The organism is Algibacter sp. YIN40, from assembly GCF_057219435.1.
The window spans coordinates 509744-534085 of sequence record NZ_JBXVVC010000002.1 but is presented as its reverse complement, the minus strand read 5'-3'; the positions used below and the strand labels follow the sequence as shown (position 1 = coordinate 534085).

General features: G+C 33.6%; 9 protein-coding genes. All 9 read right to left on the bottom strand.

Annotated elements, in window-relative coordinates:
- Window positions 1–11: 11 nt before the first annotated feature.
- Window positions 12–9704, bottom strand: a complete 9693-nt coding sequence (locus tag AC2D6V_RS10110) for a T9SS type B sorting domain-containing protein (protein WP_484648019.1) — start codon at window positions 9702–9704, stop codon at window positions 12–14.
- A 476-nt stretch (window positions 9705–10180) separates the two neighbouring features.
- Window positions 10181–12646 carry a PorP/SprF family type IX secretion system membrane protein gene (locus tag AC2D6V_RS10105; protein WP_484648018.1) on the bottom strand — a complete coding sequence of 822 codons (2466 nt, stop codon included), beginning with the start codon at window positions 12644–12646 and terminating at the stop codon, window positions 10181–10183.
- 1 nt (window position 12647) lies between these two features.
- Window positions 12648–14084 (bottom strand): T9SS type B sorting domain-containing protein, encoded by a 1437-nt coding sequence (locus AC2D6V_RS10100; RefSeq protein ID WP_484648017.1) that lies wholly within the window; start codon window positions 14082–14084, stop codon window positions 12648–12650.
- A 107-nt stretch (window positions 14085–14191) separates the two neighbouring features.
- On the bottom strand, window positions 14192–15511 hold the full coding sequence (locus tag AC2D6V_RS10095) for a hypothetical protein (RefSeq protein ID WP_484648016.1): 1320 nt from the start codon (window positions 15509–15511) through the stop codon (window positions 14192–14194).
- A gap of 298 nt (window positions 15512–15809) precedes the next feature.
- Window positions 15810–16256 (bottom strand): hypothetical protein, encoded by a 447-nt coding sequence (locus AC2D6V_RS10090; RefSeq protein ID WP_484648015.1) that lies wholly within the window; start codon window positions 16254–16256, stop codon window positions 15810–15812.
- Between the two features lie 301 nt (window positions 16257–16557).
- Window positions 16558–19986, bottom strand: coding sequence for a PKD domain-containing protein (locus AC2D6V_RS10085; protein ID WP_484648014.1), 3429 nt, complete (start codon window positions 19984–19986; stop codon window positions 16558–16560).
- 530 nt (window positions 19987–20516) lie between these two features.
- Complete coding sequence (locus AC2D6V_RS10080) at window positions 20517–21710, bottom strand: DUF1501 domain-containing protein (RefSeq protein WP_484648013.1); 1194 nt, start codon at window positions 21708–21710, stop codon at window positions 20517–20519.
- A gap of 10 nt (window positions 21711–21720) precedes the next feature.
- Window positions 21721–23112, bottom strand: a complete 1392-nt coding sequence (locus AC2D6V_RS10075; protein ID WP_484648012.1) for a DUF1800 domain-containing protein — start codon at window positions 23110–23112, stop codon at window positions 21721–21723.
- Window positions 23113–23156: 44 nt separating this feature from the next.
- Window positions 23157–24209: a formylglycine-generating enzyme family protein gene (locus AC2D6V_RS10070; protein WP_462923911.1), complete on the bottom strand. Its 1053-nt coding sequence runs from the start codon at window positions 24207–24209 to the stop codon at window positions 23157–23159.
- Window positions 24210–24342 lie beyond the last annotated feature (133 nt).

Here is a 24342-nt window from a genome sequence, read left to right as displayed (position 1 = left end):
TCATTAATAATTTAGCGGTATAAAGTAAAATGTCCTACAAATTCTCGTCTATCTTTTTCATCGTTTAATTTCACAACATACCAATAGTCTCCGGTAGGTAGTTCTCGTCCATTATACTTACCGTCCCACTTCTCTCCTACTCGTAGGGTTACTATTTTACGACCATACCTATCAAAGATATCGAAGGTTAAGTCTCTATATTGATCGGTACATCCAGGTCCCCAACCATCTTGATTACCATCACCATTAGGTGTGAAATAATTGGTAATACATACGTCTACATATTCGAAATACGCTGTTGCTATTGCTATACAACCATTACTATCAGTTACAGTTACTGTATAATCACCAGATTCATAAATTAAAAAAGTACTAGTACTTCCATAAGATTCTCTATTTAAGGTATATTCATAATCTCCCGTTCCCCCTGATGCTACAGCAACAATTTCGTTTATCGCTCCATCTTCTAATACTAACTGTAAAGGCGCGTAATCTACTATATCAAATGGTAATGTTTGTTGAATACAACCGTTACTATGTCTCACATCTATGAAATGACCTATTCCAGCAGGCACATTTATAAACACATTACTTGCTTGATATGGCCCTCCGTTTAAAGAATAATCTAAATGCGTAAGATCTGTATTACTAGCATCAACCGTTACGGTAACTAAACTATTAGAGATATTATTAGTACAGCTATATTCTACTATCACTTCAGGGTTAATTATTACAGATTCTGGGAATGTGATATTCCATTCAGATTCACATCCCAAAGCATCACGCACATAAACAATATGGTCGCCGCCAATCAACCCAGTAAAATCAAACTGAGTTTGGGTCGCTGCTCCAGTAGTGTATATTCCATTAATATCATCTATACTTACACTATAAGGTAAATTACCACCAGAAATATCAATACTAAATTCACCATTCATATCACCATCACAAACTTCAGGTAAAATTGAATTTGGTAAGATGTTAACAGAAACTGGTATTGGATCCGATAATGTTTCAGTAAAGGTTACAAAACAACCTAATTCATCCTGTACGATTATATCATAAGTTCCAGGGGCAAGGTTATCAAATATTGGATCGTCAAAGAATTGATCTAAACGTGGAGAAATTGCGTATTTTATAATCCCTGTTCCGCCTGCTGCAGTTATTTCGATAATACCATCATCTCCTCCCGCACATGTTACTGGTGTAACCGTATGAGTTTCGCTTAAAGGTGCAGAGGGCTCTGTAATTGTAACTTGAACTGAAACTACTAAACAATCACCACTTTCTACTTGTACTTGATAGGTTCCAATAGGCAGATCTGTAAAAACTCCTGGACTATTTTGTGTTGCTCCTGGTAAATCATTTCCAGTACCATCTTGTAATGTATAAACGTAATTTCCTAAACCGCCTACGGCTTCAGCTACAATAACACCAGTACTATCTCCAGCACAGTTTATAGTCGCATTAGTGATGTCTAAATCTAATGCTAAAGCAGGTAATGGATCTATTGTTATTTCATTTGAAACATTAGCAATACAACCATTTACATCTCTCACATAATATGAATAAGTCCCAACTGCTACTGATAAAGTAATATTTGTTGTAAATGAACCTAATATGCTTGCAAAATTTGATGTATTACTATACTCATAAGAACCAGTCCCTCCATTTGCACTAAGGGTTAACGTCGCATTATTTGTACAAGTTTGCGATGTTGCTTTTACTAGGTCAACTTCAATCTGAGTTAGTTCATTTATTGTTACGTTTGGTGCAGTGAATTCACAATTATATCCATCGTTTACAACGACGTTGTAAGTTCCAGCTCCTAATCCTGTAAAGACATTAGATGTTTGAGGTCCAGATGTGCTTACGGCTGGCGCTACCATATTAAGTGTATATATGTAGTTAGAACCTTGACCACCTGTAACATTACTTATTGTAATGGTCGCATTATTATCCCCAAAACAGTCTAATAATGTTGGAGTAGCCGCAATAGTTGCTGCTATTGGTGGTGGAATAATTAGGGTTATATTATCTGAAATAATGCATCCTCCAGAATCTCTTACAAACACTGTATATGATCCTGCAGACAAACCTGTAAATGAACCATTAGATGAAAAACCTACAGAAGATGCACCAGTAAGTGCATATTCATAAGTGCCCCAACCTCCAGTTGCTACAGAAGTTATAGTTCCATTATCGTTATCACAAGAGACATTAGATGTTTCAGAAATTACTAAATCTAGTGGTAAAATAGGTGAATCGATAGTTATAATATTTGATGTTCCTGTACAAAACGGACTTGTAGTTTCTGTAACTTCAACATAATAATTACCGCCAGATAAACCAGAAACAACTAAAGGATTTGTTGATGTATTTCCAGTCATAGGTCCAATTACTAACGCACCAGTGTTATCATATACATTATAATTATAAGGCCCCGTATAACCACTTATATTTATTTCAAAAGCACCATTATTGTCTCCAAAACATGATACAGCCGTTGTAGCCGTCGCAACTACATCTATAATGTCGAAAGGTGCTACTGTAAATGGCGCTGTCGCTATAGTACATCCTGTGTCTAAATCGTTCACTTGGAAATAATAATCACCCGGATCTGTAATGTTAAATGTATTTGATCCTTGAGGTGTTCCATTAGGCAACATCTGATAACTGAAATTACCAGAGCCACCAGTTACAGTTATTGAAATTGTTCCTGTGCCGTTACAATCTATTGGAGTAGCACTAGCTACTGAAGCTGCAGTTAACGCGGGTAATGGATTTATTATAACTGTGTTTGTAGCAATACAACCATTTGAATCTCTTGTATAAATGTCTATATTTTGAATACTTCCATCATCTATAATGTCGAATATGTTTAAGGCGAAATAATTTATACCATCTATACTATAACCGTATGGTGCAATTCCTCCAACTTCTGTAATTGTAATAGTTGCAGTGTTAACCGAATTGTCAGGAGCACAAGAAAAATCTGTTGCCACACCAGAAACGTTTAAAAGCGTTGGCTCTCCAACTACTACGTTAGATGTTGTTGCACATCCTTTTCCAGAATTTACTTGAATTGTATAAGTTCCAACAGCTAATCCCGTAAATATATTTGATGTTTGAGGTGCCACAACAATCGGTGCTATAATTTCATACGTGTATGGCGGATTATCGTTACTTACAGGCAAGGTTATTGTTATTGTTCCTTCATTTCCACCATTACAGACTGCATCTGTTGCAACGGCAGTAAAAGTTACTGGTGTAGCTGGTTCCAATGTTATATTAGCGTCGCTTGTACATAATGTAGTCGTATCATTAATTCTCAATGTATATACTCCTGAAGCCAATCCAGAAAAGATATTTGACGCTTGAGGTGCAACTATAATTGGTGCTATAATTTCATATGTATATAAACCAGAGCCACCAAAACCTGTTACCGTAATTACGCCATCATTATCTGGGCAAGTTGGTAAAGCCGTTATTACTGGTGTTAAATTAAGTGGTGGGTAAATAATTATCGTATCTGTTGCAATACAACCATTCCCATCTCGGATAGTAACTGTATATGTCCCATCTGATGATACTATAAATGTTGGACTGGATTGGAAATTCACGCCATCAACACTATAGCTAACAGGTGCTACTTCTCCCCCTCCAGCTATTGCTGTAAATGTATATGAGCTGCCATTTGAAGTACATTGATCGTCTGCCAAGGTTGGTAAAGTTGCAGATGGCAATGGATCAGATGCAATAACAATATCTATAGGAGTAAGGATATCACATCCATTTGTATCTCTTACATAAACATCCCAATCCGTATTAATTGCAACATCTAAAATAGCTAAGTTATTAGTGGTCCAGTCACCAGCATTTGGTGCTACACCATCTTCAACAAAAGCATATTCATATGGCGGTGTTCCTCCACTACCATTTACGACTACTTGCGCATCTTGATTACAATTTGCATTGATGTTTGCTACTTCGGCTAGCAATAATTCTGTCGGTTGGCTTATTTGGAAATTAACAAGTGCTGTACATTGCGTTGAAGTAATATCAGTTTCAGTAATTAATAAATAATAATCACCTGGTGCTAAATTAGTAACGGTATCACTATAATTAGCTCCTGTTAATCCTAACGCACTCCCAGTAATTCCAGTTGATATGTTTGTTAAGTTATTAAATACTTCCCATCCTAAGGCATTTCCATTATAACTAGACACCGTAAAATCAAAGATTCCATTATCTAACCCTGGTACTTCATAACAAGTCACGTTAGTGGCGGTTCCTGTTACCGATATAGTTGAAGGACTTGATACAGCAGGAACTTGTTCAATATAAGAACAACCCGTATTTATATCTAATACTTCAAAAGAGTAACTAACATCAAACTGTAATCCTGAAAACTGATGGTTTCTTTCATTAGGAGATGCATCCGATGTTGGTAGTCCATTAGGTGCTATACCATCGGTTGGATTAAATGTTGTTGTTCCATCATAGATCCTAACTCTAAATGGTCCTGTTCCATTAAAGATGCTAATATTATAATCTACACCTGTTAAACAACTTCCAGATGCATTAGTCACTATATCTAGTTCGCTTACATCAGATGCCACTAAATATGGTCCAAAATTATATTCACAACCATTAGCGTCGATAACTCTTAAATAATAGTTCCCAAAATTCAAATCGTTAAACGTCACATTAGTGCTGCTAGTTGGTCCAACAGGATTTGTAGATGTGGTTGACGCCAAATTACCAGAACTATCCAATAATGAATATGTATAATCAGGTGTTCCTCCTGTTACATTTAAAATTTGAATGGCACCAAGTACATTTCCAGTTCCACTACAGGTAATAGGAATCACTATTTCTGTACCTAAATTTACTGCAAGCGGTTCATTAATAGTAGCGACACCATTAAATTCACATGAATTGTTATCTCTAACTGTATAATTATAATTACCAGAAGCTAACCCATTATATACTGTTTGAGAAGTAAATCCAGATCCGTTAAAACTTATTTGATATGGAGGTAAACCAACAGTTTCATCTACATCAATAACAACTATACCACTACTATCTCCATTACAAAAAACATCTGTTTCTATTGCAATTGCCGATGGATTAGTAATTGATTGAATAGCCACTACATTGGTTAAAGTCGTACAACCTAATGTATCTGTAATACGATATTGATAATCTCCAATTTGCACACTATTATAAGCGTATGGCGGATTCCCGGTTGCACTAAAAGCACCTCCGTTATAGGATACTTCGTAAGTATAAGGTGCCGTTCCTCCTGAAACTGAAATATCTATAACAGCGTTTGGTGATGCTGTACAATCCAATCCCTTTGTTAAAGTTGCTGTAGCCGTTAATTGATCTGCAATAGTTTGGCTTGGTACATTATAAATACAACCAAAAGCATCTCTTACAGTTATATAGTAATTTCCAGGTGTTAGGTTAGAAAACGTATTACTTAATCCATAAGGTCCACCATTAATATTGTATTCGTATGGCGCCACACCTCCAGAGGCATTCACTATTAAAGTTGCACCATCGGTGCCATCATAGCAATAATCTGATGATGCATCAATTGTTGCAGTTGGATTAGTTGGCACATTTAAGGTGAATGTTGTATTCTCCACACATACATTAGCATCTGTAACTACCGCCGTATAAGTTCCTGTTTGTGTAAGGTTAGTAAATGTATTATTCCCTTGAGGTCCAATAACCGTAGTATCTGGTTGGGTAATTTCATAAGTATATCCTCCCCAACCTCCAGTGGCATTAATAGTTACACTGCCATTTGCATTACAAGTAATTGGTGTAACGATTGTTGAAATATTTAATGCTGAAGGCGGTCCATTAACGGTGACTGTTTCAGTAGCAGAACAATTTGTCAAGTTGTCGGTTATTATAATTGTATAATCTCCCGATGATAATCCTGTTAAATTGATTATTGAAGTCCCTGCTGTTGAAGAACCTCCGTTAATGGTATAATTGAAGTTCGCAGTTCCTAAAATTGTGAATCTTGCAGAACCATCTGAAGCTCCCAAACAACTAACATCATTCAATACTTGCCCCACAATGGTTAATGCTGGCAATGCATCAATGGTATACGATTCACTATACGTACAGTCGTTAGCATCTCTAACTTGAAATGTATACGTTCCTGAGGCTAACCCAGTAAATACATTTGATGATTGATAAGCCGTAGCCGAACCTGAAGGTGCAATAATTTGATATTCCAATGGTGACGTACCTCCAGTACTTGTTAAGGTAACATCAGATGTATTTGAAGGACAAGTTAACGCCGAACTACTAAAATCTAAATCTGTTGGTGGATCTAAAGAATCTATTGTTATTGGTGCCAAGATTGAAGAACAATCATTAACATCTCTTATCGTTACGGTATAAGTTCCATCGGTTAAACCTGTAAACGTTGTACCACTTTGAAATGTTACACCATCAATACTATAGGTATAAGGTGCTGTACCTCCTGATACTCCTGTTATTGCAATTTCTCCATTTGCACTACAAGTATATGGTGCTGTAATAGTAGCTGTTCCTGTAATTGGTGTAGATGTAGTAATTGTGACTGTTTGAGGTGCAGTTACACATATAGCACCATCAATAGTATACTGCACAACTACATCATAATTTCCTGCCGAAAGACCAGAAAAAACTGGAGAGCTAACAAAAGTTATTCCATTATCTATACTATATTCTAAACTATTCCCATTAGGATTAGATACATTAACTGTTATCGTTCCACTATTAGGGTCATCTGAACAAAGAATATTTGTTGACGCCACTGTAAAATCTGGAGGCAATATAGCATCTACAGTAATAGACGTAGTTGCAGAACAATTATAAAAATCTCTTACGGTAATATCATAAACACCTGGGGTTGTAACCACATAGGTTGGTATGTCTTGAGAAACAGTTGTACTATTTATATAGTATGTATATGGTGGTGTTCCTCCTACTGGATAAATAGTGATTTCTCCATCTGTACATGTTAGAGGCACTGTAATAGCTGCCGTAACTGTAATTATTGGTGGGTCAATAATTTGAATATCTTCAGAATAAGTACAACCATCATCGGTTGTAACATTTACAGTATATAAACCAGGGTTTAATGATGAAAACGTATAATCACTTGCCGTAATTGGTCCAATACTATTTACTAGAACGCCACTTTCATAAATACTAAAATAGTATTGGGGAAGCGCATCATTAGCAGCTAAACTAATACTACCAAAATCACCATTACAATTAGGTTGAGTAACATTAGTAGTAACTGTAAAGTCACGTTCTCTAACTAATATGCTAGGTGTTTGAAAAATACATGGGTTTGTTGCAACACCAATTTGTCTGATATAAACTTGATAATAACCTGGAGTATTTATTACAAACGTATTAGAAGATTGAAATGGACCACTAGGGTCTAAACTATATTCATATCCCGATGGTACACCACCAACAGTTACACTTCCTGGTGTTGTACATAGAATATCTTCTGCTGTAATAGTTGGCGTTAATAAATTTTGATAAACATTAAAGTAGAATATACTAAAGCATCCACCTGGATAATTAATAACAACTCTAAATTCACCTGCTGTATCTGCAATATAATCGGCTCCCGTTCCTACTTGGTTCCAAGTACAGGTATCATCTTCATTAGCACAATCATCAACCGCTACTGGAGGACAACTCGTATCATCTAATTGCTCCCAGATTATTGAAACGGAATCACTAATGTTTGTATTAATAGTTCGTGTTTCATTTCCACCACATAAGAAAATATAAGGTAATACCTTCCCGTCATTTGGACATATAGGCAATAAATCTGCATAAGGGATTACCGGATTTGTTAAAGAACTTCCGTAAGTAATTACATTGAATTGTTCATTTATTGAAATACACGTTGCGACGGTCGTATTTTGAACATAATAAGTTCCTGTAGTTGTCGCCGTATACGTTTGACCTGTCCCTATAACTGGAGTTCCAGAAGGACTTGTAGACCACGAATAACTATCATAACCATCGGCTGCAGTTAAATCTACGCTAGAACCACATAATACTTCTGTTTGCTCGAAATCACAGTTAGAAATATCTACAATAAAATTGGTAGAAGTTGGAATGCCCAAACATACTGTTGTAGCAAAACTACCTTCTTCTACTATTTCTGTAGGATTAATGACGCCTCTATAGGTTGCAAAAGCCTGATTTCTAATTTCATTAGAACAAGCTTGACTTAGATCGTAACAATTTGGTACTACTTGAATTGCTAGGCGAATTACAAATTCTGGATCCCCTGCTTCAACTGAACCATCTGGTATATTAAAAATAAGTGTTCTTGTTACAGGGTCGTAAGATTGCAAGGTAGCACCTCCAGCATTGGTTAAATCTATATCTGTAGTTGGGTCAAATATTATATTGTCTGGCAGAATATCTTTTATAGTGAATTGTGTGACATTATCATTACCAACACTTTGATAGGTTATTTCATAGAATAATTGTTGCCCTAAAACCACATCGGCTCCATCAATTAAATTCCCTGCCGTATCTTTTACAACTTTGGTTAGGTCAATATCTGGTGAAATAACATCTACAGCAAAGGTGCTAAAAAATGCAAAAATCGGGTCTGCTTGACCACGGGCAACTTGTAATCTAAAATCGGCTGAAGTATCATTATTTCGTATAAATTCTGGTTCTGCATTTTGAATTTCAAGGAAACCCGTATCGTACCCGAGTGTATTAATACTAAATGGATTTCTAGGATGAGAAACCCCATTTTCGTTTTCTATTACTGAACCAAAAAACTTATTGGCAGTGCGCAATGGCGTAGTAACCTCCTTACCGTTTATTTCTAATTTGGTAGCTCGTTTTGTTCTATCACCATCTAATGCACCATAGGCAAACTGTAAATCTATATTACCTGCAGGAGGTGTAGTAAAACCAGTTACTGGAATTGTTTCTTGATGGCCATCGAAAATATGACTAAAACCATCGAATGAAGTAAACGATTTGGTATGCAAATTTGGATCTTCATAAATTACCAAAAGTGTCCAACCTGCAGCTAAACCTGTTGAAAAATTTGTTCCTTGTCCAGAAATAATATTAGCTGCTGTATAAGTTCCTTCTACATCAGTTAATCCTGCTAATAAATCAGTTACTTCTGCATAACAGGCATAAGGTGTATTTCCTGGTTCTCCTGTTTCTGCAACAATTGGATTTACAATAGCATCATATATAATTTCTCCTGTAATATCTGTATAAGTAGTTGTGCCTGGTACTTTAAACTTAATTTGGTTTATATTATCTCTGTTACCATCTTGTAAAATAGCTCCCCAATACAAACCCGCATATGCCACTCTGTAACATGTTGTTGGACTACCATCTGCTTGTGCATGTAACATTAAATCGGCACTACTAGAACTAAATGTAGAAGCATCACTATCAATATCAATGTATTGCATTGATATATCTTGATTATCTCTTGATAAATCGTTAAAAGGTTGGTTATCTTGACCTAGAATGGCATTTCCCACAACCAGCATACTTCCCCTTACCTCCATTTGCTTTCGCACTGTGAATGGCTTATAAGTTTGGGCAGCGCTACTAATTGATAATAGCAATAAAAATAATACAACAAGTGTTGAATTATAAAAAGTAGGTTTTTTCATGGCAACTCTATTTATCATTTCTTCTTATATGGGGCAAAAAAGAAATAGTACCTCTAGTTTTGTTTCATTAAATTATTATTTTATGATAAGTAAATTACCACTTAATGGACAACTCATCGTGATTTAATGATTTTAATCGGCATAAATATCGTAATAATTTTTGTAACAAAGAAGCAAATCCATAACTTTTGTGCTGTTTATCGATGTTTTTAGTCTATTAATCTAATTTAATTAATTATATTGTAGCTTTAAGATTACAATTAAAATTAATTATAGATAATTTAAAAGAAAATAGAAGATACTAATTGCAGTACACCTTTTATTAAGATGAGCAATTCTTATAAAAATTAAAGTAGTATTGACCCTATTTTAAAGAAAAATAATAGGACTCTTTTACATATTAGATAATATCATCAAAACATCTGTATATAGCTAAAGTTTTAATAAACTATTGAAAATAGTAATTTATATCAATATTAGTTCTCAATTTTCACCATAGACATATTCACATTATAAGGCTCAGTCCCCTTGGAATTAAGTGATTGATTGGCAGCATCAATAGAATCGTGCTTTTGATAATATATATAGTATTTACTTGTATTAATATCAAAGAAGAAATCAATATTAGATTGCCCTGCAGCAACTGCTTTTCTTAAAAACTCATCTCTTTTTTCAATGCTAGAATGTACGGCAACAACAATATAATAGCCATTCTCAACATTATTTACATCTTTTAAGATTTGGATATTACTTAGTATCTCACCAGAGTCAAAGTTTTCAGGTTTAAGTAGTTCACTACTTACTGTCGTATATTCTTTTATTTGCTTTAAGGCAGCTCTATCTTTTTGATATCTAACTTGATCATTATCAAATGCAGCACGTTTAATTCTACGTTTTCTTTCAATCTCCGTAGCTACTTTAATTGTTTCTAAGTTTGCTAGCAAACTAGATCTAGTTTTAATAGCTTGAGTTTGTTCCGATTTTAATTCTTGAATTTTATCAGCATAATATTGATTAGTAACATCACGTTTGTCACGAACAGTTTTTAACCTTTCGGTATATAATGTCTCCAATTCTTTAATATTTAGATCTCTAGATTTTATAACATTATTTAAGTTCAACTGGATTGCTGCCATAGCTGCATTTTCTGCAGAGATGCTCTTGAATGCTTTTGGAGCACTATATATACCTTGTTCACTTAAATCGTTTTCTTCTTTTAAATCATCAAGATCCTTTTGTTTACTTGCAATTTTTTGTTGTAATTGAGTTAACAAGTCTTGTTGCTCCAATTTAGAATTATTAGTTAACACAGTAATACCATTCATCTCTCTAGTTTCCCTATCTCTAGGAACTGGAACCATGACGCCATTTAGGTCTATCATTCCAATAATTTCCTCAGCAATTATCTCAGGCTGGGCTACTTCTTCTTTTTGTGCTTGAGCTTCTTGCACCGCTTTTAATCTAGCTTCTTCTGCAAGTTTGGCTCTTTCATCTTCTAATGCCTTTATTCTTGCTTCTTCAGCTAATTTATCCTGAGCCTCTTGTTCTGCTTTAATCCTAGCAGCTTCTTCTTGTTCTCTCTTAGCTTTTGCTTCTGCAGCTGCTTTCTGTTTAGCCTCTCTTGCTAATCGTACTTTTTCTTCTTGTTCAGCTTTAATACGTGCCGCTTCTTCTGCCTTTTGTTTAGCAATAGCATCACGTTTAGCTTTTGCTTCTACTTCAGCTTTAAGCTTTTCTTCTTCTTTACGCTTCTTAGCAAGTATTTCAATTGCCGCTAAACGTTGTTCTTCAATTAATTCTTCTTCTGTTTTCTCTTTAGGTTTTTCTGGTTCAACCTTAGCCACTTCATTTGACGCAGAAGTAGTGCCTGCTTTTGGTACATTTTCAACTATCTCTTTGGTAGCTATTGGAACACGTTTTTTTCGTGGTAAGTTTTTATATTTATTGGGTGTGCTTTTAGCAAGAACACGGTTAGATTTCTTTGAAGGCATAATTAAGGCTTCTTCATCGTCGTCATCACCATAATCATATCTATAATTCTTCTTGAATTTATATGCCAAAGTTATTTCATGTGAACTTCCGAAATTCGCAAAATCACCTAAAGCTTTTTCATAATTATATTCCAAAGCAATTTGTTGGGTAATGTTTAATCCAATCCCAGCCGATGCACCATAGAGTGTGTTATATCCCGCCTGAGCCCAGATACCCTTTGGAACGGTTATCATAGCGATTCCAGAAACTACGGTTTCGTCTTTTTTAAACTCTGATCTTATTAATGTTGAAAACTTACTCTGATTGAAAAAACCTCGCGTATTCATATAACCTGTATACATTAAATGTCCTTGCACACTTTGTTGCGGATTATCTTCAATCATTGCTGAAGTTGTGAAATTATATGTTGCCAAATTGTTTATGGATAATCCAAAATCGAAAAAAGCAGTCCCATAATTAATACCTGGGTTTATGGTAATTATAGAATTAGAAGGAATATTATTTAAGGATGGATCTTGAAAATTAGTAACAACACGTCCTTCATTAATGCCACTCTTATAAAAACCTAAATTCATACCAAAGGTTAGGTTACTTTCCCTTGTCAAACTAACATTATATGCAAAGTTTAATATGCCTCCAAATGTGGATAGGACACCATAATCTTGCTGAAATAAGCCAATACCAGCACCTATATTTTCTCTAAACCTACCAGAGTAGCTAAATAAATATGTTTGCGGTGCATCTTCAAATTGTACCCATTGCCTTTTATTAGTAAAACTTATATATCTATTTTGTTCTCTAACAAAACTAAATGCAGGGTTAATAGCATATCTATTAAATTTTAAAGAATTTCTAACAGGAAGTTCAAAAGCAACAACGCCATCCTCTTGAGAATGGAATTGCTGTAATGTACAGACAATAATTACTATATATAATAGATGCTTGTACATTTTATTTTATGATTGTAATCGATCCTTTTTTTTCTGATTTATTTTCAGGCTTAATTATGTAGTAAAACACAGGGTTAACCGATTTCAAATCTAGTTGGTTTTCTGGCCAATTATTTTGATAGTCATTCGTTTGCAGTACCACTTTACCCTGTGAACTCAAAATGATAACTTCTGTATTTGTACCACTAACATATTCTTGCGGAATAATCCAAGTATCATTTATAGTATCACCATTAGGACTAATTAGATTAGGTATTTTTGCTACTGAAGGAAAGGCTTCTAGTATATTGAAAAAAAGTTCGCTCGATGCTATACATCCTGACGTTTGAGAAATTATTACTTTGTAACTCCCTGTTTCTGAAGCTTCGTAATTATCATTTATAGCTCCTGAAATAAGCACATCATTTCTATACCATTGGTATTCTGGATTAATAGCATCTGTTGTTACTGCAACTACTAAGGTTTCTCCTTCATCTAAAAAATTATTTTCACCCACATCAATACTACTTACAAATCCTTCTGCATTAAGGGTAATTATTGATGTCTCCATACAATTACCTAAATCTATCTCTACCTTATATACTCCAGAATCATTAGTTTCATACATTTGATTGATTGCTCCTGCAATTTCAATATCATCTTTAAACCATTTATAGCTATTACCTGAAATAGCACTGAGCGTGGTTGGACCATCTCCAGAACAATAAGGGTTGCCAAGACTAGAACTAATTTGTATTGTTGAACCAGAACCAGATTGACTTACGGTTACACGATTTGAAAATGAATTTGATGTACATGAACCGTAATCAGTTTCAACAAAAAAAGTCCCAGAAGTACTTACTTCTAACGTTTCTCCCGACGACACGAATTCAAAATTACTATCACTAATTACTCTATACCATTTATAAGTAAGTGATGGATATTGTAATGGTGAATTATTTGAAGGTGCACCAGGATTATCGATAGTAAGTGTATAACTTTCTCCTGCACAAAAAACGGCAGATGGAATTAAATTATTTATTGTAAATGGTTCGTCTTGAACTTTATAATATGCCGGAAAAGCATCAGAAGCACTACTATTGGCCGCTGGTGATGTACTTTTTATTCTCAATTTATACGCTTCGCCATCTATAGACGTTGGAAATGAAAAAGTTAATGTAGCAGGTGATGTGGTAACACTACCTGCTGCTGATGTAAAAATTGTAGTTGCACTAGAAAAATCACCTGTTGCATCAGATAATTCTATTATAAATTGATTTGATGGTGTTAAATCACCTTCTGGGGAAAATGTAAACGTTACATTGTAAGTATTAAAAGAAGGGCTAGCACAAGCTTGACTAAAACCGAGGTTAGGTTTGCTCATTACTATTTGCGCACTACAAATATGAGCTAAAAGTAAAAAAATAGTAATATTAATAAATGTAATGTTCTTCACCATACTATTATTTTTTACCAAGTAATGACTTCTAAAAACTGAAACGATTTTTATTAAATAAATACTAGAAATCGTAAAATCTGAATCTATTTAAAAAAGCGATTATATTTTTACTTGTCATTTCCTTCTATATCGTTAGTTGCAATTATTTTATTAATTTTTAATCTATAGTCAGGGCTTCTTGTATTATTAGCATCAATAAATGTTTGTGAATCCATTCCTTTAGAATACACATTAAAAAAAGCACTATTACCATACCAATTCTCTAAATCTTCATTGTTTGAATTATATTCAACAAAAATATTTCCATTACAATTATTGAAATACATTTCAGAAAATTTAATTCTCTCAAGATTTGTTTGATTCACGGTAATTTTTTCATCAAATAGGACTGCAGGATTAAACCCAGATATAACTGTTTTATTCATATCTAATGCTGCATTTTCACCAACAAAAACAGATTCTTTTACAAGTCCCATTTTTATATCGTTAGCTAAATTGTCACTAGAATTAAGTAGTGTTAAATTGTCTGCATCAACATAGGTTCCTTTTTTATTAAAGTCTACATTCTGTTTATTTTCATAAGAAAGAACTTGAATACATCTTGAACCATTGACACTTGATATATAAGGTGAACGAACGGCTAAAGAGTTAAACAACTTCGATTGCGTACCGTTATTAAATTTAAAATCGTTTCCGTTAGATTTATAGGATACAGCATTATTTAAATTCACTTCACCTCCAATAATTTCAAACGAATTAGCTGCTGCGTAACTAACCATAATATTTTCTAAAACAGTTTCACTACCTACACAAGCCAAAAGTAAACCACTAAAGTAATCTGTTCTCCCTACCCTTTTTCCTGCATATTCAATTCTTACATATCGTAATACTCCTGAATTACTAGCAGCATCTTGCCCTCCATAATTTACATTGCCGTAAGAAGATGGGTCAAGATCGGTATAATAAGTAGATGCAGATCCATTACCAAATTTATTCATAGGTGCATCTCCAAGAATAATTAAACCTCCCCAATCACCCGCTCTTTTTACACTTCTGTTAGAAGTAAAAACAATAGGATCTGTTTCCAGTCCATCAGCAATTAAAGTAGCACCTTTAGAAATAGTTAATGATGCTTTTGACTTATAATCGCCAATTATTACTGTGCCTGGTTCTATAGTAAGCGTTGTGCTGTCAGCCACAAAAACATTACCCAACAATTGATATTTGTATTTCTTAAACAACTTTGTGTCCTTCGAAATATTCCCAGTTAATATTTGAGTAACCTCTCCATAGTCTTTTTGACTCGGATTAAATTCTGTCCAATTGTTCAGCCAGTTAGAAGCACCAATAATGCCTTTTTCTTGCTGACCAAATATATTCCCCGCGGTAAGAAGAAATATGAATGTTATTTTAATAACGTTTTTCATGATTGAAAATTTATATTATATCGTTTATAAAGCATTCCTTAATTATATACAATTATACACTAATATTCTATGAAATACCAATTTTATCGATGAAATACAATATTTATATATATTTATATGAAAATTTTGTCGATAAACTGTCCATTGGTAACTTGAGAATATGATTTACTAAAAAGATATAGAGTGAAAAGTCTATTAAGATTCAATTGAGATATGATGCAGGTTAATATAACCAAGCATCCTTAAAAAAAATTATCTCAAAAAACTGTTAACTATACTTTTTAATAAAATTGATATTCTAACGAAATTCACTATACTCATGAAGTGCTTTAAGCGTTTCTTCATAGTAAAGTATGGCAGAAACTAGATTATCCGTGTCTGAATAAGGTAGTATGCGCTTTTGAAACTCTTCATTAGACTCAAGAAAATTGTCCGTAGCTTCAAATTGACTTTCTAAGGCTTTTCTGTTTTCGTTATCGTTTGGAATACCTAAAGTAGACATTGTTATACCTGGCTTGGTTGCAAAAGCAATATAAGGCAGCAATCCAACAAGACTTTCAATACGTTCTACGTAAAGGCCTAATAACTCACCTTTCTGCATACGGTCCAAATCTTCTTTATTGTGATATTTTTTAATAGCTACCTCTCCAGAAATAATACTTTTAGGTTCTTTTTTCTTTTGAGCAAAACTGGCACCACTAAGTAGAACAAAGCAGAAGCTAAGCAAGATTAATTTTGTTTTCATTATTGATAGATTTAAGGGTTTACTCAGCAAATTTATGTAATTAATCGTTAAAAACAAGCGTTTTATCGATTTTTTTATAAAACTTTAGAGTATATTGTTCAATAATACTACAAAATGTAAGTCGTTTAATTGAGAATATAAGTGATAATCTATAAGTTATGCAGTAACGTATTCAATAAAAAAGAAGCTATAAACTAGCCATTTTTGTCAATGCTTTTGTTAGGCATTACTATTAGTTTTGTATTAAAAAAAAAACCGCCCAATGTATTTGGACGGCTTTTACTATTAAGATTCGGTTTTACTAATGATTAATGATAATTCGTTTATTAATTTGGTTTAAGCCTGCATCATCGGAAATAATTAACATATATATACCCTCTGAAAATTGATTCAGCCTGATTTTATTACTTGTTTTGTTTAAGTTCTGTTTTATTAATAATTGACCATTAAAGTTATATAAACTCGCACTTCCACTAAACGTTTGTTGCTTAACTAGTTTAAAATTTAATACGTTTGAAGCTGGATTTGGATAAACCCTTAATGCTCTTTCTAATAAATCAACAGATGCATCACTAAGTGTTGTTTGTGGCAAAGTTCCTGCGCCACTTTCAACACAGAAGTCAATAGAGGATAGATTAACACTTAATTGAGTGGAAGAGTTACCGTCATAACCATCTACTAAACTCACTGTAATAGATTGAACCACTTCAGTTATATTAACCGCAACTGAATTACTTCCGGTGAATACTCCATAAGTTACTTGAGAACCGGCATCATTAATATAAGTTACTGTTACTTGCTCAATATATCTATTTGTTGGCTTCCCTCCTGTTCTTTGATCTATTCCAGATATTATAAACGATACGTCTTGGCCATTAATAGTTGCAAAACTGCTATTAGATTGCGCACCAACACTTATTAAGGTTGCGCTATCAAAATTTGCATCATTTGCGAAACATGGCAACGATTCGCACACATCGCCAACACCATTTCCATCTACATCTTCTTGACCTGTGTTTGAGACAGAAGGACAATTATCTAAATCATCACATACACCATCGCCATCTGTGTCTATAGACTTTCCAGAAGCATCTATGTTATTAGGACACGGAGAATTTATTTCAGAATCTTGGCAATCTCTAATACCATCTCCATCTGTATCTAAATTATCGTCAGCTCCAGGGCATAAATCGTCTTCATCACAAACACCATCATCATCAGAATCTATACATGGCACAGTTTCAACACAAAAATTAACTGGGCTTAAACTAATACTCATATTTCCAGATTGTACGTTACCATCTAAAATATCTTTTAATTCTATAGTAACAGATTTAACCGCTCCATCAATACTCACATTTACTGAGCTTGTTGAGGCGCCACTGTATATACCATAGGTTTGTGTGTTATTACCGCCATCTATATAGGTTACTTTTACTTCTTCAATATACTTTCCTTTTGGATTACCATTTGATTTTTCATTAATACTTGAAATTGCAAAGGTAATATCTTGACCATCCGTTGGAATTGTTATTGACGTATTACTCAATCCACTTCCCGAATGAGATAAAGTTGAAGTACCAAAATTACCTGAAGTTGCTACACAAACAGAGTCATCACAGGCATCTGGAATACCATCTCCATCAGCATCTGCGGTATCATCTCCGTCACATAGATCAATGCAATCTGCTACACCATCATTGTCTGAATCTAAAGAAACACCATTTGCATCTACATTATTTGGACAAGGTGAATTTATTTCATTATCGAAGCAATCATTTAAACCATCGCTGTCGCTGTCCAACAAATCGTTACATGTATCACAGAAATCTGGGATACCATCACCATCGATGTCGGCATTATCATCACCACCTGGGCAAATATCTAAATCACCACATACTCCATCGTCATCAGCATCATTATTAGGATCATTAGGGCATGTGTCGCAACCATCTGGTATGGAATCGTTATCGGCATCTACAGTATCATCTGAATCTGCACAAACATCTACATCATCACAAACACCATCACCATCAGAATCTAAACAAGTGGTTACAGATTGTGACATCGAATGCGTTGCACCTAAATCATCTGTAACTGTTAGATTTACAGTGAAATCGCTATCTGAACTATAATTATGAATTGGGTTTTGATTTGTTGATGTATTTCCATCTCCAAAATTCCATGACCATGAAACAATAGTTCCGTCACTGTCTGAAGATGTATCTGTAAAACTTACTGTTCTATCATTTATGTTAGAAGTATAACTTGCAACTGGATTATTATTTGTTGGAATATTTCCACCCCCTTCAATAGTTCCAGAAATAAAAAATTTACCAATACTTGCATATTCAGAATAATTAATTGAAGATTCACCTTCTACACTAACATAATATGCTCCAGCACCTAAGTTTGTAGAAATTAAAGCATAGGTGTCATCTGCCAGACTATAAGTACTTATTACATTGCCTGAACTATTATAAAGTGTTGCTTTTATATCAAGGTTTGAACCTCTATTATTTTCATAATTATGTGCTTCCCATGACGGTCTAATAGTTAAATCGATTTGTCCGCCAGTTGTGTAAAAAGAAAACATATCGACATCTGTGCTTGATTCTATAACGCCTTTGTTAACAGTTACTGTATTAAAAGGGTCATTTTCAGGGTTGGTAACATTTACCGTTCCATCGGGTTCCATATCTAAAACTGTAGCACTGCTAGTTGAATTTCCATGATCATCAGCACTATATCCTAATCTATTTCCAATTTCAAGAAGGTCATCTTGATGGTTATTTGCATCTGTATATTCACCTTTACTCCATTGGCTAACATGTCTGTAGTAAGAAACACCCATAATAGGCGCCCACTCTATAAAATCAGTACCATGACCACCGTAGTATGTAGTACCATTAGTATCTCCATCATGTGACAGAGATAAATTATGACCAAGTTCATGACTTGAAGCCTCCGCAATATTATGAGCATTACCAGAGCCTAAATTGTTATAAAATACTAATGCCGGTTGGTAGTATTCAAAATTGCTGGCGCCCCATACATTAACATAAGCTACACCGCCACCACCGCCGTAAATATCGTCGCCTTCTGCATCTGTAATATTGGTAATTAATATATGCCCTACATTAGGACCATAACTTGGAGGTGCTTCTGTGGTAATATCAACATCAAATGGCGCATAATCTTCTGATACACGATGCCATATAGCCGCCATATCTTTAATTTCTTGGTTACTGAAACTTGCAGAATTTCCATCAGAATCGTAAGGTAACATGAAAAAAGTGTCTTTTTTATCTCTATTCCATCTAGAGTCAGTAACATTAAATCCTTCAAAATTTAAATGAACCACTTTAGATGCACCAGGTTTACTATGTAATGTAAAAATGTCTGTTGCTGTTACACTAGCTGCCTCAGGAGATGAAATATCAATCGATCCAGATTCAGCAGACTCTGTTTGAAAAGTATCAACATAAAATATACCGCCCTCATCATCAATTCTTATACTATTAAAATCTTCTTCGGGCATACTCAATGCATCTAGCCATTTTTCAGCTTTAGCTTTAGCTTGAACTGGTAACCCATCAAAGGCAGAACGTAATTGATGTCCTTGAGGAAGTTGCTTTACTTTTTGACTGTTTGATCGATTTTGTGCATTGATTTGAAAAGAACACAGGAATAATCCCATAATCAAGCCTAGTAGGCGTAGTAGTTTCATAATTTGGAGTTTATGTTAATAGATTTTGAGAGAGGGGCTCAGAAATATTAAAGTAAATGTAGAGTCTATACTACTATGCTTGAAAAAATAATCGATAAGTAACAGGATAATCCTATTGAAGTGTGGATTTGATGGTTAAAAATAGTTGGTTTTATTACTTCCCGATACAAAAAGTATTATATCAATGTTTATAATACTTTATAACGACTGGGGTACAAATAAGGTACAGTTATTGTAGGAATTTACAGTAATATTTAAAGTGCAATAAACTATTTTTTACTCTCATTTCCCAAATCGAGGAACTGAATATTGACCTTGGCCGTGACTAAACATATTTAGGCAACCTTGCTATTTACCTTGAAACAAGCATATATATTAGCATTACTAATTCAGAAAATATTTTTGTTCAATAATATGGTCTTGAGTTATACAAAATAATGGAACTTTGTTGTTGGTATAACAAATAGAACAAAACATAAATCTAAGGTAATCAGATTGTAAATTTTTTGAAATTAAACTTGAACCAAATATTAATTTATGAAATCTAGCTTGCTAAAAGACTTATTTAGAATAACCTTATCGTCAACTTGAAGCCATTTATCCAAAATAGTAGCATATACAGATCTAAAGTCTATAGTATGAATAATATCTCCATTAGCATCTAAATTAGTTAGATCAGGTAATTCATTATAAAACCCTTTTGATTTAAGATTTTCGCCAATAATGAATACGTTATTAGCCGCTCCATGATCTGTTCCTCCAGCGGCGTTTTGTTGCACGCGTCTGCCAAATTCAGAAAAGGTCAAAATAAGTGTATCCTTAAGTGTATCGTTTTGTTTTAACTCATTTACAAATATCTCCATAGATTCACTATAAGTACTTAATAAACGTTTTTGTCTATCAGCTTGATTTGCATGTGTATCAAAACCACCCATAGATACATAATACACTTTGCTTTCAATGTTTGAATTTATAAATTCTGCCGTTGTTTTTAACTGTTTTCCAAATGGATTATTAGGATATTCTTGTTTACTTTTATACGTTTTAGAAGTTTCATAAATATATTTTGCTGATGATTTTGCTTCAATCATCGTTTTATATAAATATCCCAAATTATGCTCACTTAAATGCTGATCACTTTGGTGATTTAGCACTTTTTTAAAATATGGTGTTTGTGTATTCCCAAAGAGTATTCTTGGGTTTTTAGTAGCAATTCCATTGATGGTTTCACCTTTCATTATTAAAGATAAACTATCGTCTATTTCTATTCCTGAATAAGGCATTTTACCATAACTATCTATATAACGCCCTAACCACCCTGTATCCAAATATTCATTCGCTCCACTAGCCGTTTGCCATATATCTGTAGACCTAAAATGAGACCTATTAGGGTTTGGATAACCAACATTATTAATGATTGATAAATATCCTTGATCGTAAAGATTTTTGAATGGCGCTAAGTTTTTATTAAAACCAAGATCATCAGTTACTTTTATAATATCATTTTTTGGAATAGAGATTCCTGGTCTGTTTTTATAATAAATGTCATTAGTAAAAGGTACAATAGTATTCAATCCGTCATTACCACCAGATAATTGTACGATAACCAATTTTTTATGCCCTAAAGAAGCTTTAGCAACTTGTTCAAAAGCTTTTACAAAATTTGGCACAAAAAACAGACTACTTGCTAATGTGCTTTGCTTTAAAAAATTTCTTCTTTTCATATGCTCAGATTTAACATAGTTGATATTCAGGGATAGACATTAACTGAATGCAATAATCTTTATTTGATTTAACTTCTAAATTAGATATTAAACCTTTTGTATCCTTATCTATTTTCGGGATAACAATCATATCTCTTAATTCATCTGGCTTTAAATGCCCGTATTCTTTTTCAAATTGCTGCCATTTTTGAGTTACATTTAAAAATTTCTTTCTGTTTTTTTCTTTTTTATAATAGGCTTCAAAAGAATCTTCAAAAGCGCCTTTTTCTTCTAAATTAATGATAGCGTTGTTCAATAATAAAGACGGTAATTTCATTCTAAACATTAAGGTATTAGAATCAATCCAGCTTTTATCACCCTTCCAACCAGAAACATTATCGGGATATAGCAAGACTTGTCCCATCATTTTTTGTAAATAATTAAGCTGCCTTTTTTTATTGAAAGTTACAGGAACAACTCTATGAATACCAACTAATAATTCTATTGGCGATTTTATTTTAGCACCAATATTTTTTTCGTTATAAAACCAATCTGAAGTAAATATATGTTGCATTAATTTTTCAATGTTATAATCTTTGTAGAATAGCGTTGTGATTTCCTCAAGTCTATCCTCATCAACATTAGGATTAACAAAATATTTATAAACTTTGGCACAAATAAATTTTGCGCATTGTTTTTGTTCTAGAATGATATCTATAATATCATCTCCATTAAAGTGACCTGTCTTTCCAAAAAACGTTTTCTCCTCATAATCATGTTTTTGTTTTCGCAAGAAAAAATCGCCATTGTTTTTAAACGACCAACCCGTAAAGGCTCTTGCTGACTCTTTAATATCGTTTTCTGTATAATTTCCAACACCCAAAGTAAAAAGTTCCATCAATTCTCTAGCAAAATTCTCGTTTGGGCTTTCCTTAACATTTTGTCTATTATTAAGATATTTACTCATAGATGCTTCTTTTGCAATAGCTTTCACAAAATTTCTAAAATCACCTAAAGCATGTCTTCTTAACGTGTTATTGTAATGTTGAATATGAAAAATATTATTATCTCTACAAACAAATGTATTTGCCCAAAATAAGGTCATCTTTTCACGTAATATAGAAGTTGGTTCACACAATCTATCAATCCAAGCATGATTTAAGTCTCTTACTTTTTGCCGGCCTTTTTGTCTCAACTTTTGAAAAGCAGCCTCACCCATCTCCTTCTTTAATACTTTTGGATTTTTGCTTTTTATATGATTAAGTTCTGAAAGATCAAGTTGCAATAAATTAACATCTTTGGACTTGGAAAATATGTTAGTGATTATGTTTGATTTAGAATCTGATTTAAGGCTATCTAATTCACTAATGCCAATACCAAATCCTACTCGCCAATATAAATGTTGAATATGTTGTTGTTTCATTCTGAAATAAATATAATTATAAGACTCTAATTATTATAAAACGTTTAATTAGAAATCATATCTAGTGCGACAACGGTTCTAAATCCTACATGGTCTGAACCAGAATCTATGCTTACACCCATTCTTGCAGAAATTCTAAAACTAGCGCAATAGGATGCATGACATAAAAAAGAACCTCCTTTCATAACATGTTCTACTTCATAAGGGTTACTTGGGTTATAAGATTGACTTGCACCATTTGGATTTATAAGGGTATTAGATGTGTTTAATTGGGCGTAATAATTTACATTAAACAAATCGCTAGTAATTTCCCAAACATTGCCTAGCATATCATATAAACCAATGCTATTTGATGGATAAGATTTTACAGAAGCAATTAATTCAAATCCATCAATACTTTCATTTTTCACAGGAAATTCACCCTGCCAAGTATTGGCTTTTTTATTTAAAATTTCAGGGTTATTCCCCCAAGTAAAAACGGTATTTATATTTTTTCCAAGAGCCGCCGCTTCCCATTCGGCTTCGGTTGGTAATCTTCTATTTGCCCATTTACAATATGCCAAAGCATCTTGAAAAGCAATATGTACAACAGGATGATTCTCTTTTCCTTTAATGGACGATTCAGGCCCTTCAGGGTGCTTCCAATTAGCACCAATTTTCCATGTCCACCATTGCTGATAACTACTCATATTCACCACAGCATTTACATTTTTATTAAATATTAAACTGCCTGGTTGCAAAACAGAATCATGAGGTTTAGCTGTGCCTTTAGGTAATTGCTTTTTTAAATCGTCCCAATTAATGCTACGCTCTGCAATAGTTTTATAATGTGTTGCATTAACAAACGCTTTATATTGTTTATTAGTAACTTCGGTAACATCAATAAAAAACCCATCCACATATACTTCGTGCGCAGGTTTTTCTCTAGGCATTGCGTAGTAATCTGAAGGTTTTGCACCTTGTAAAAACGTTTTTGCTTCAACCCAAACCATACCTTTTGGGGCTTCAATATTTATAACACTAGCTTTTGTTTCTTCTTTACATCCAACAAGACATAAAAAAAAACTATACAAAAGAAATTTAATAGGTTGCTGCATGTCTTTAAAATTAACGTTATAGATATAACTTTTTAAATGAACTCATCTTGACTATACCAATTAAGAAGCTGTAGTATCAAAAAAAGTTATATATTTTAACTTAACTATTTTTGTCATTAAAAAAATTGAAACA

What these genes read in the sequence shown, in the direction of transcription:
- AC2D6V_RS10110 (WP_484648019.1), bottom strand. Translation starts at nt 9,704, where the DNA reads ATGAAAAAACCTACTTTTTATAATTCAACACTTGTTGTATTATTTTTA.
- AC2D6V_RS10105 (WP_484648018.1), bottom strand. Translation starts at nt 12,646, where the DNA reads ATGTACAAGCATCTATTATATATAGTAATTATTGTCTGTACATTACAG.
- AC2D6V_RS10100 (WP_484648017.1), bottom strand. Translation starts at nt 14,084, where the DNA reads ATGGTGAAGAACATTACATTTATTAATATTACTATTTTTTTACTTTTA.
- AC2D6V_RS10095 (WP_484648016.1), bottom strand. Translation starts at nt 15,511, where the DNA reads ATGAAAAACGTTATTAAAATAACATTCATATTTCTTCTTACCGCGGGG.
- AC2D6V_RS10090 (WP_484648015.1), bottom strand. Translation starts at nt 16,256, where the DNA reads ATGAAAACAAAATTAATCTTGCTTAGCTTCTGCTTTGTTCTACTTAGT.
- AC2D6V_RS10085 (WP_484648014.1), bottom strand. Translation starts at nt 19,986, where the DNA reads ATGAAACTACTACGCCTACTAGGCTTGATTATGGGATTATTCCTGTGT.
- AC2D6V_RS10080 (WP_484648013.1), bottom strand. Translation starts at nt 21,710, where the DNA reads ATGAAAAGAAGAAATTTTTTAAAGCAAAGCACATTAGCAAGTAGTCTG.
- AC2D6V_RS10075 (WP_484648012.1), bottom strand. Translation starts at nt 23,112, where the DNA reads ATGAAACAACAACATATTCAACATTTATATTGGCGAGTAGGATTTGGT.
- AC2D6V_RS10070 (WP_462923911.1), bottom strand. Translation starts at nt 24,209, where the DNA reads ATGCAGCAACCTATTAAATTTCTTTTGTATAGTTTTTTTTTATGTCTT.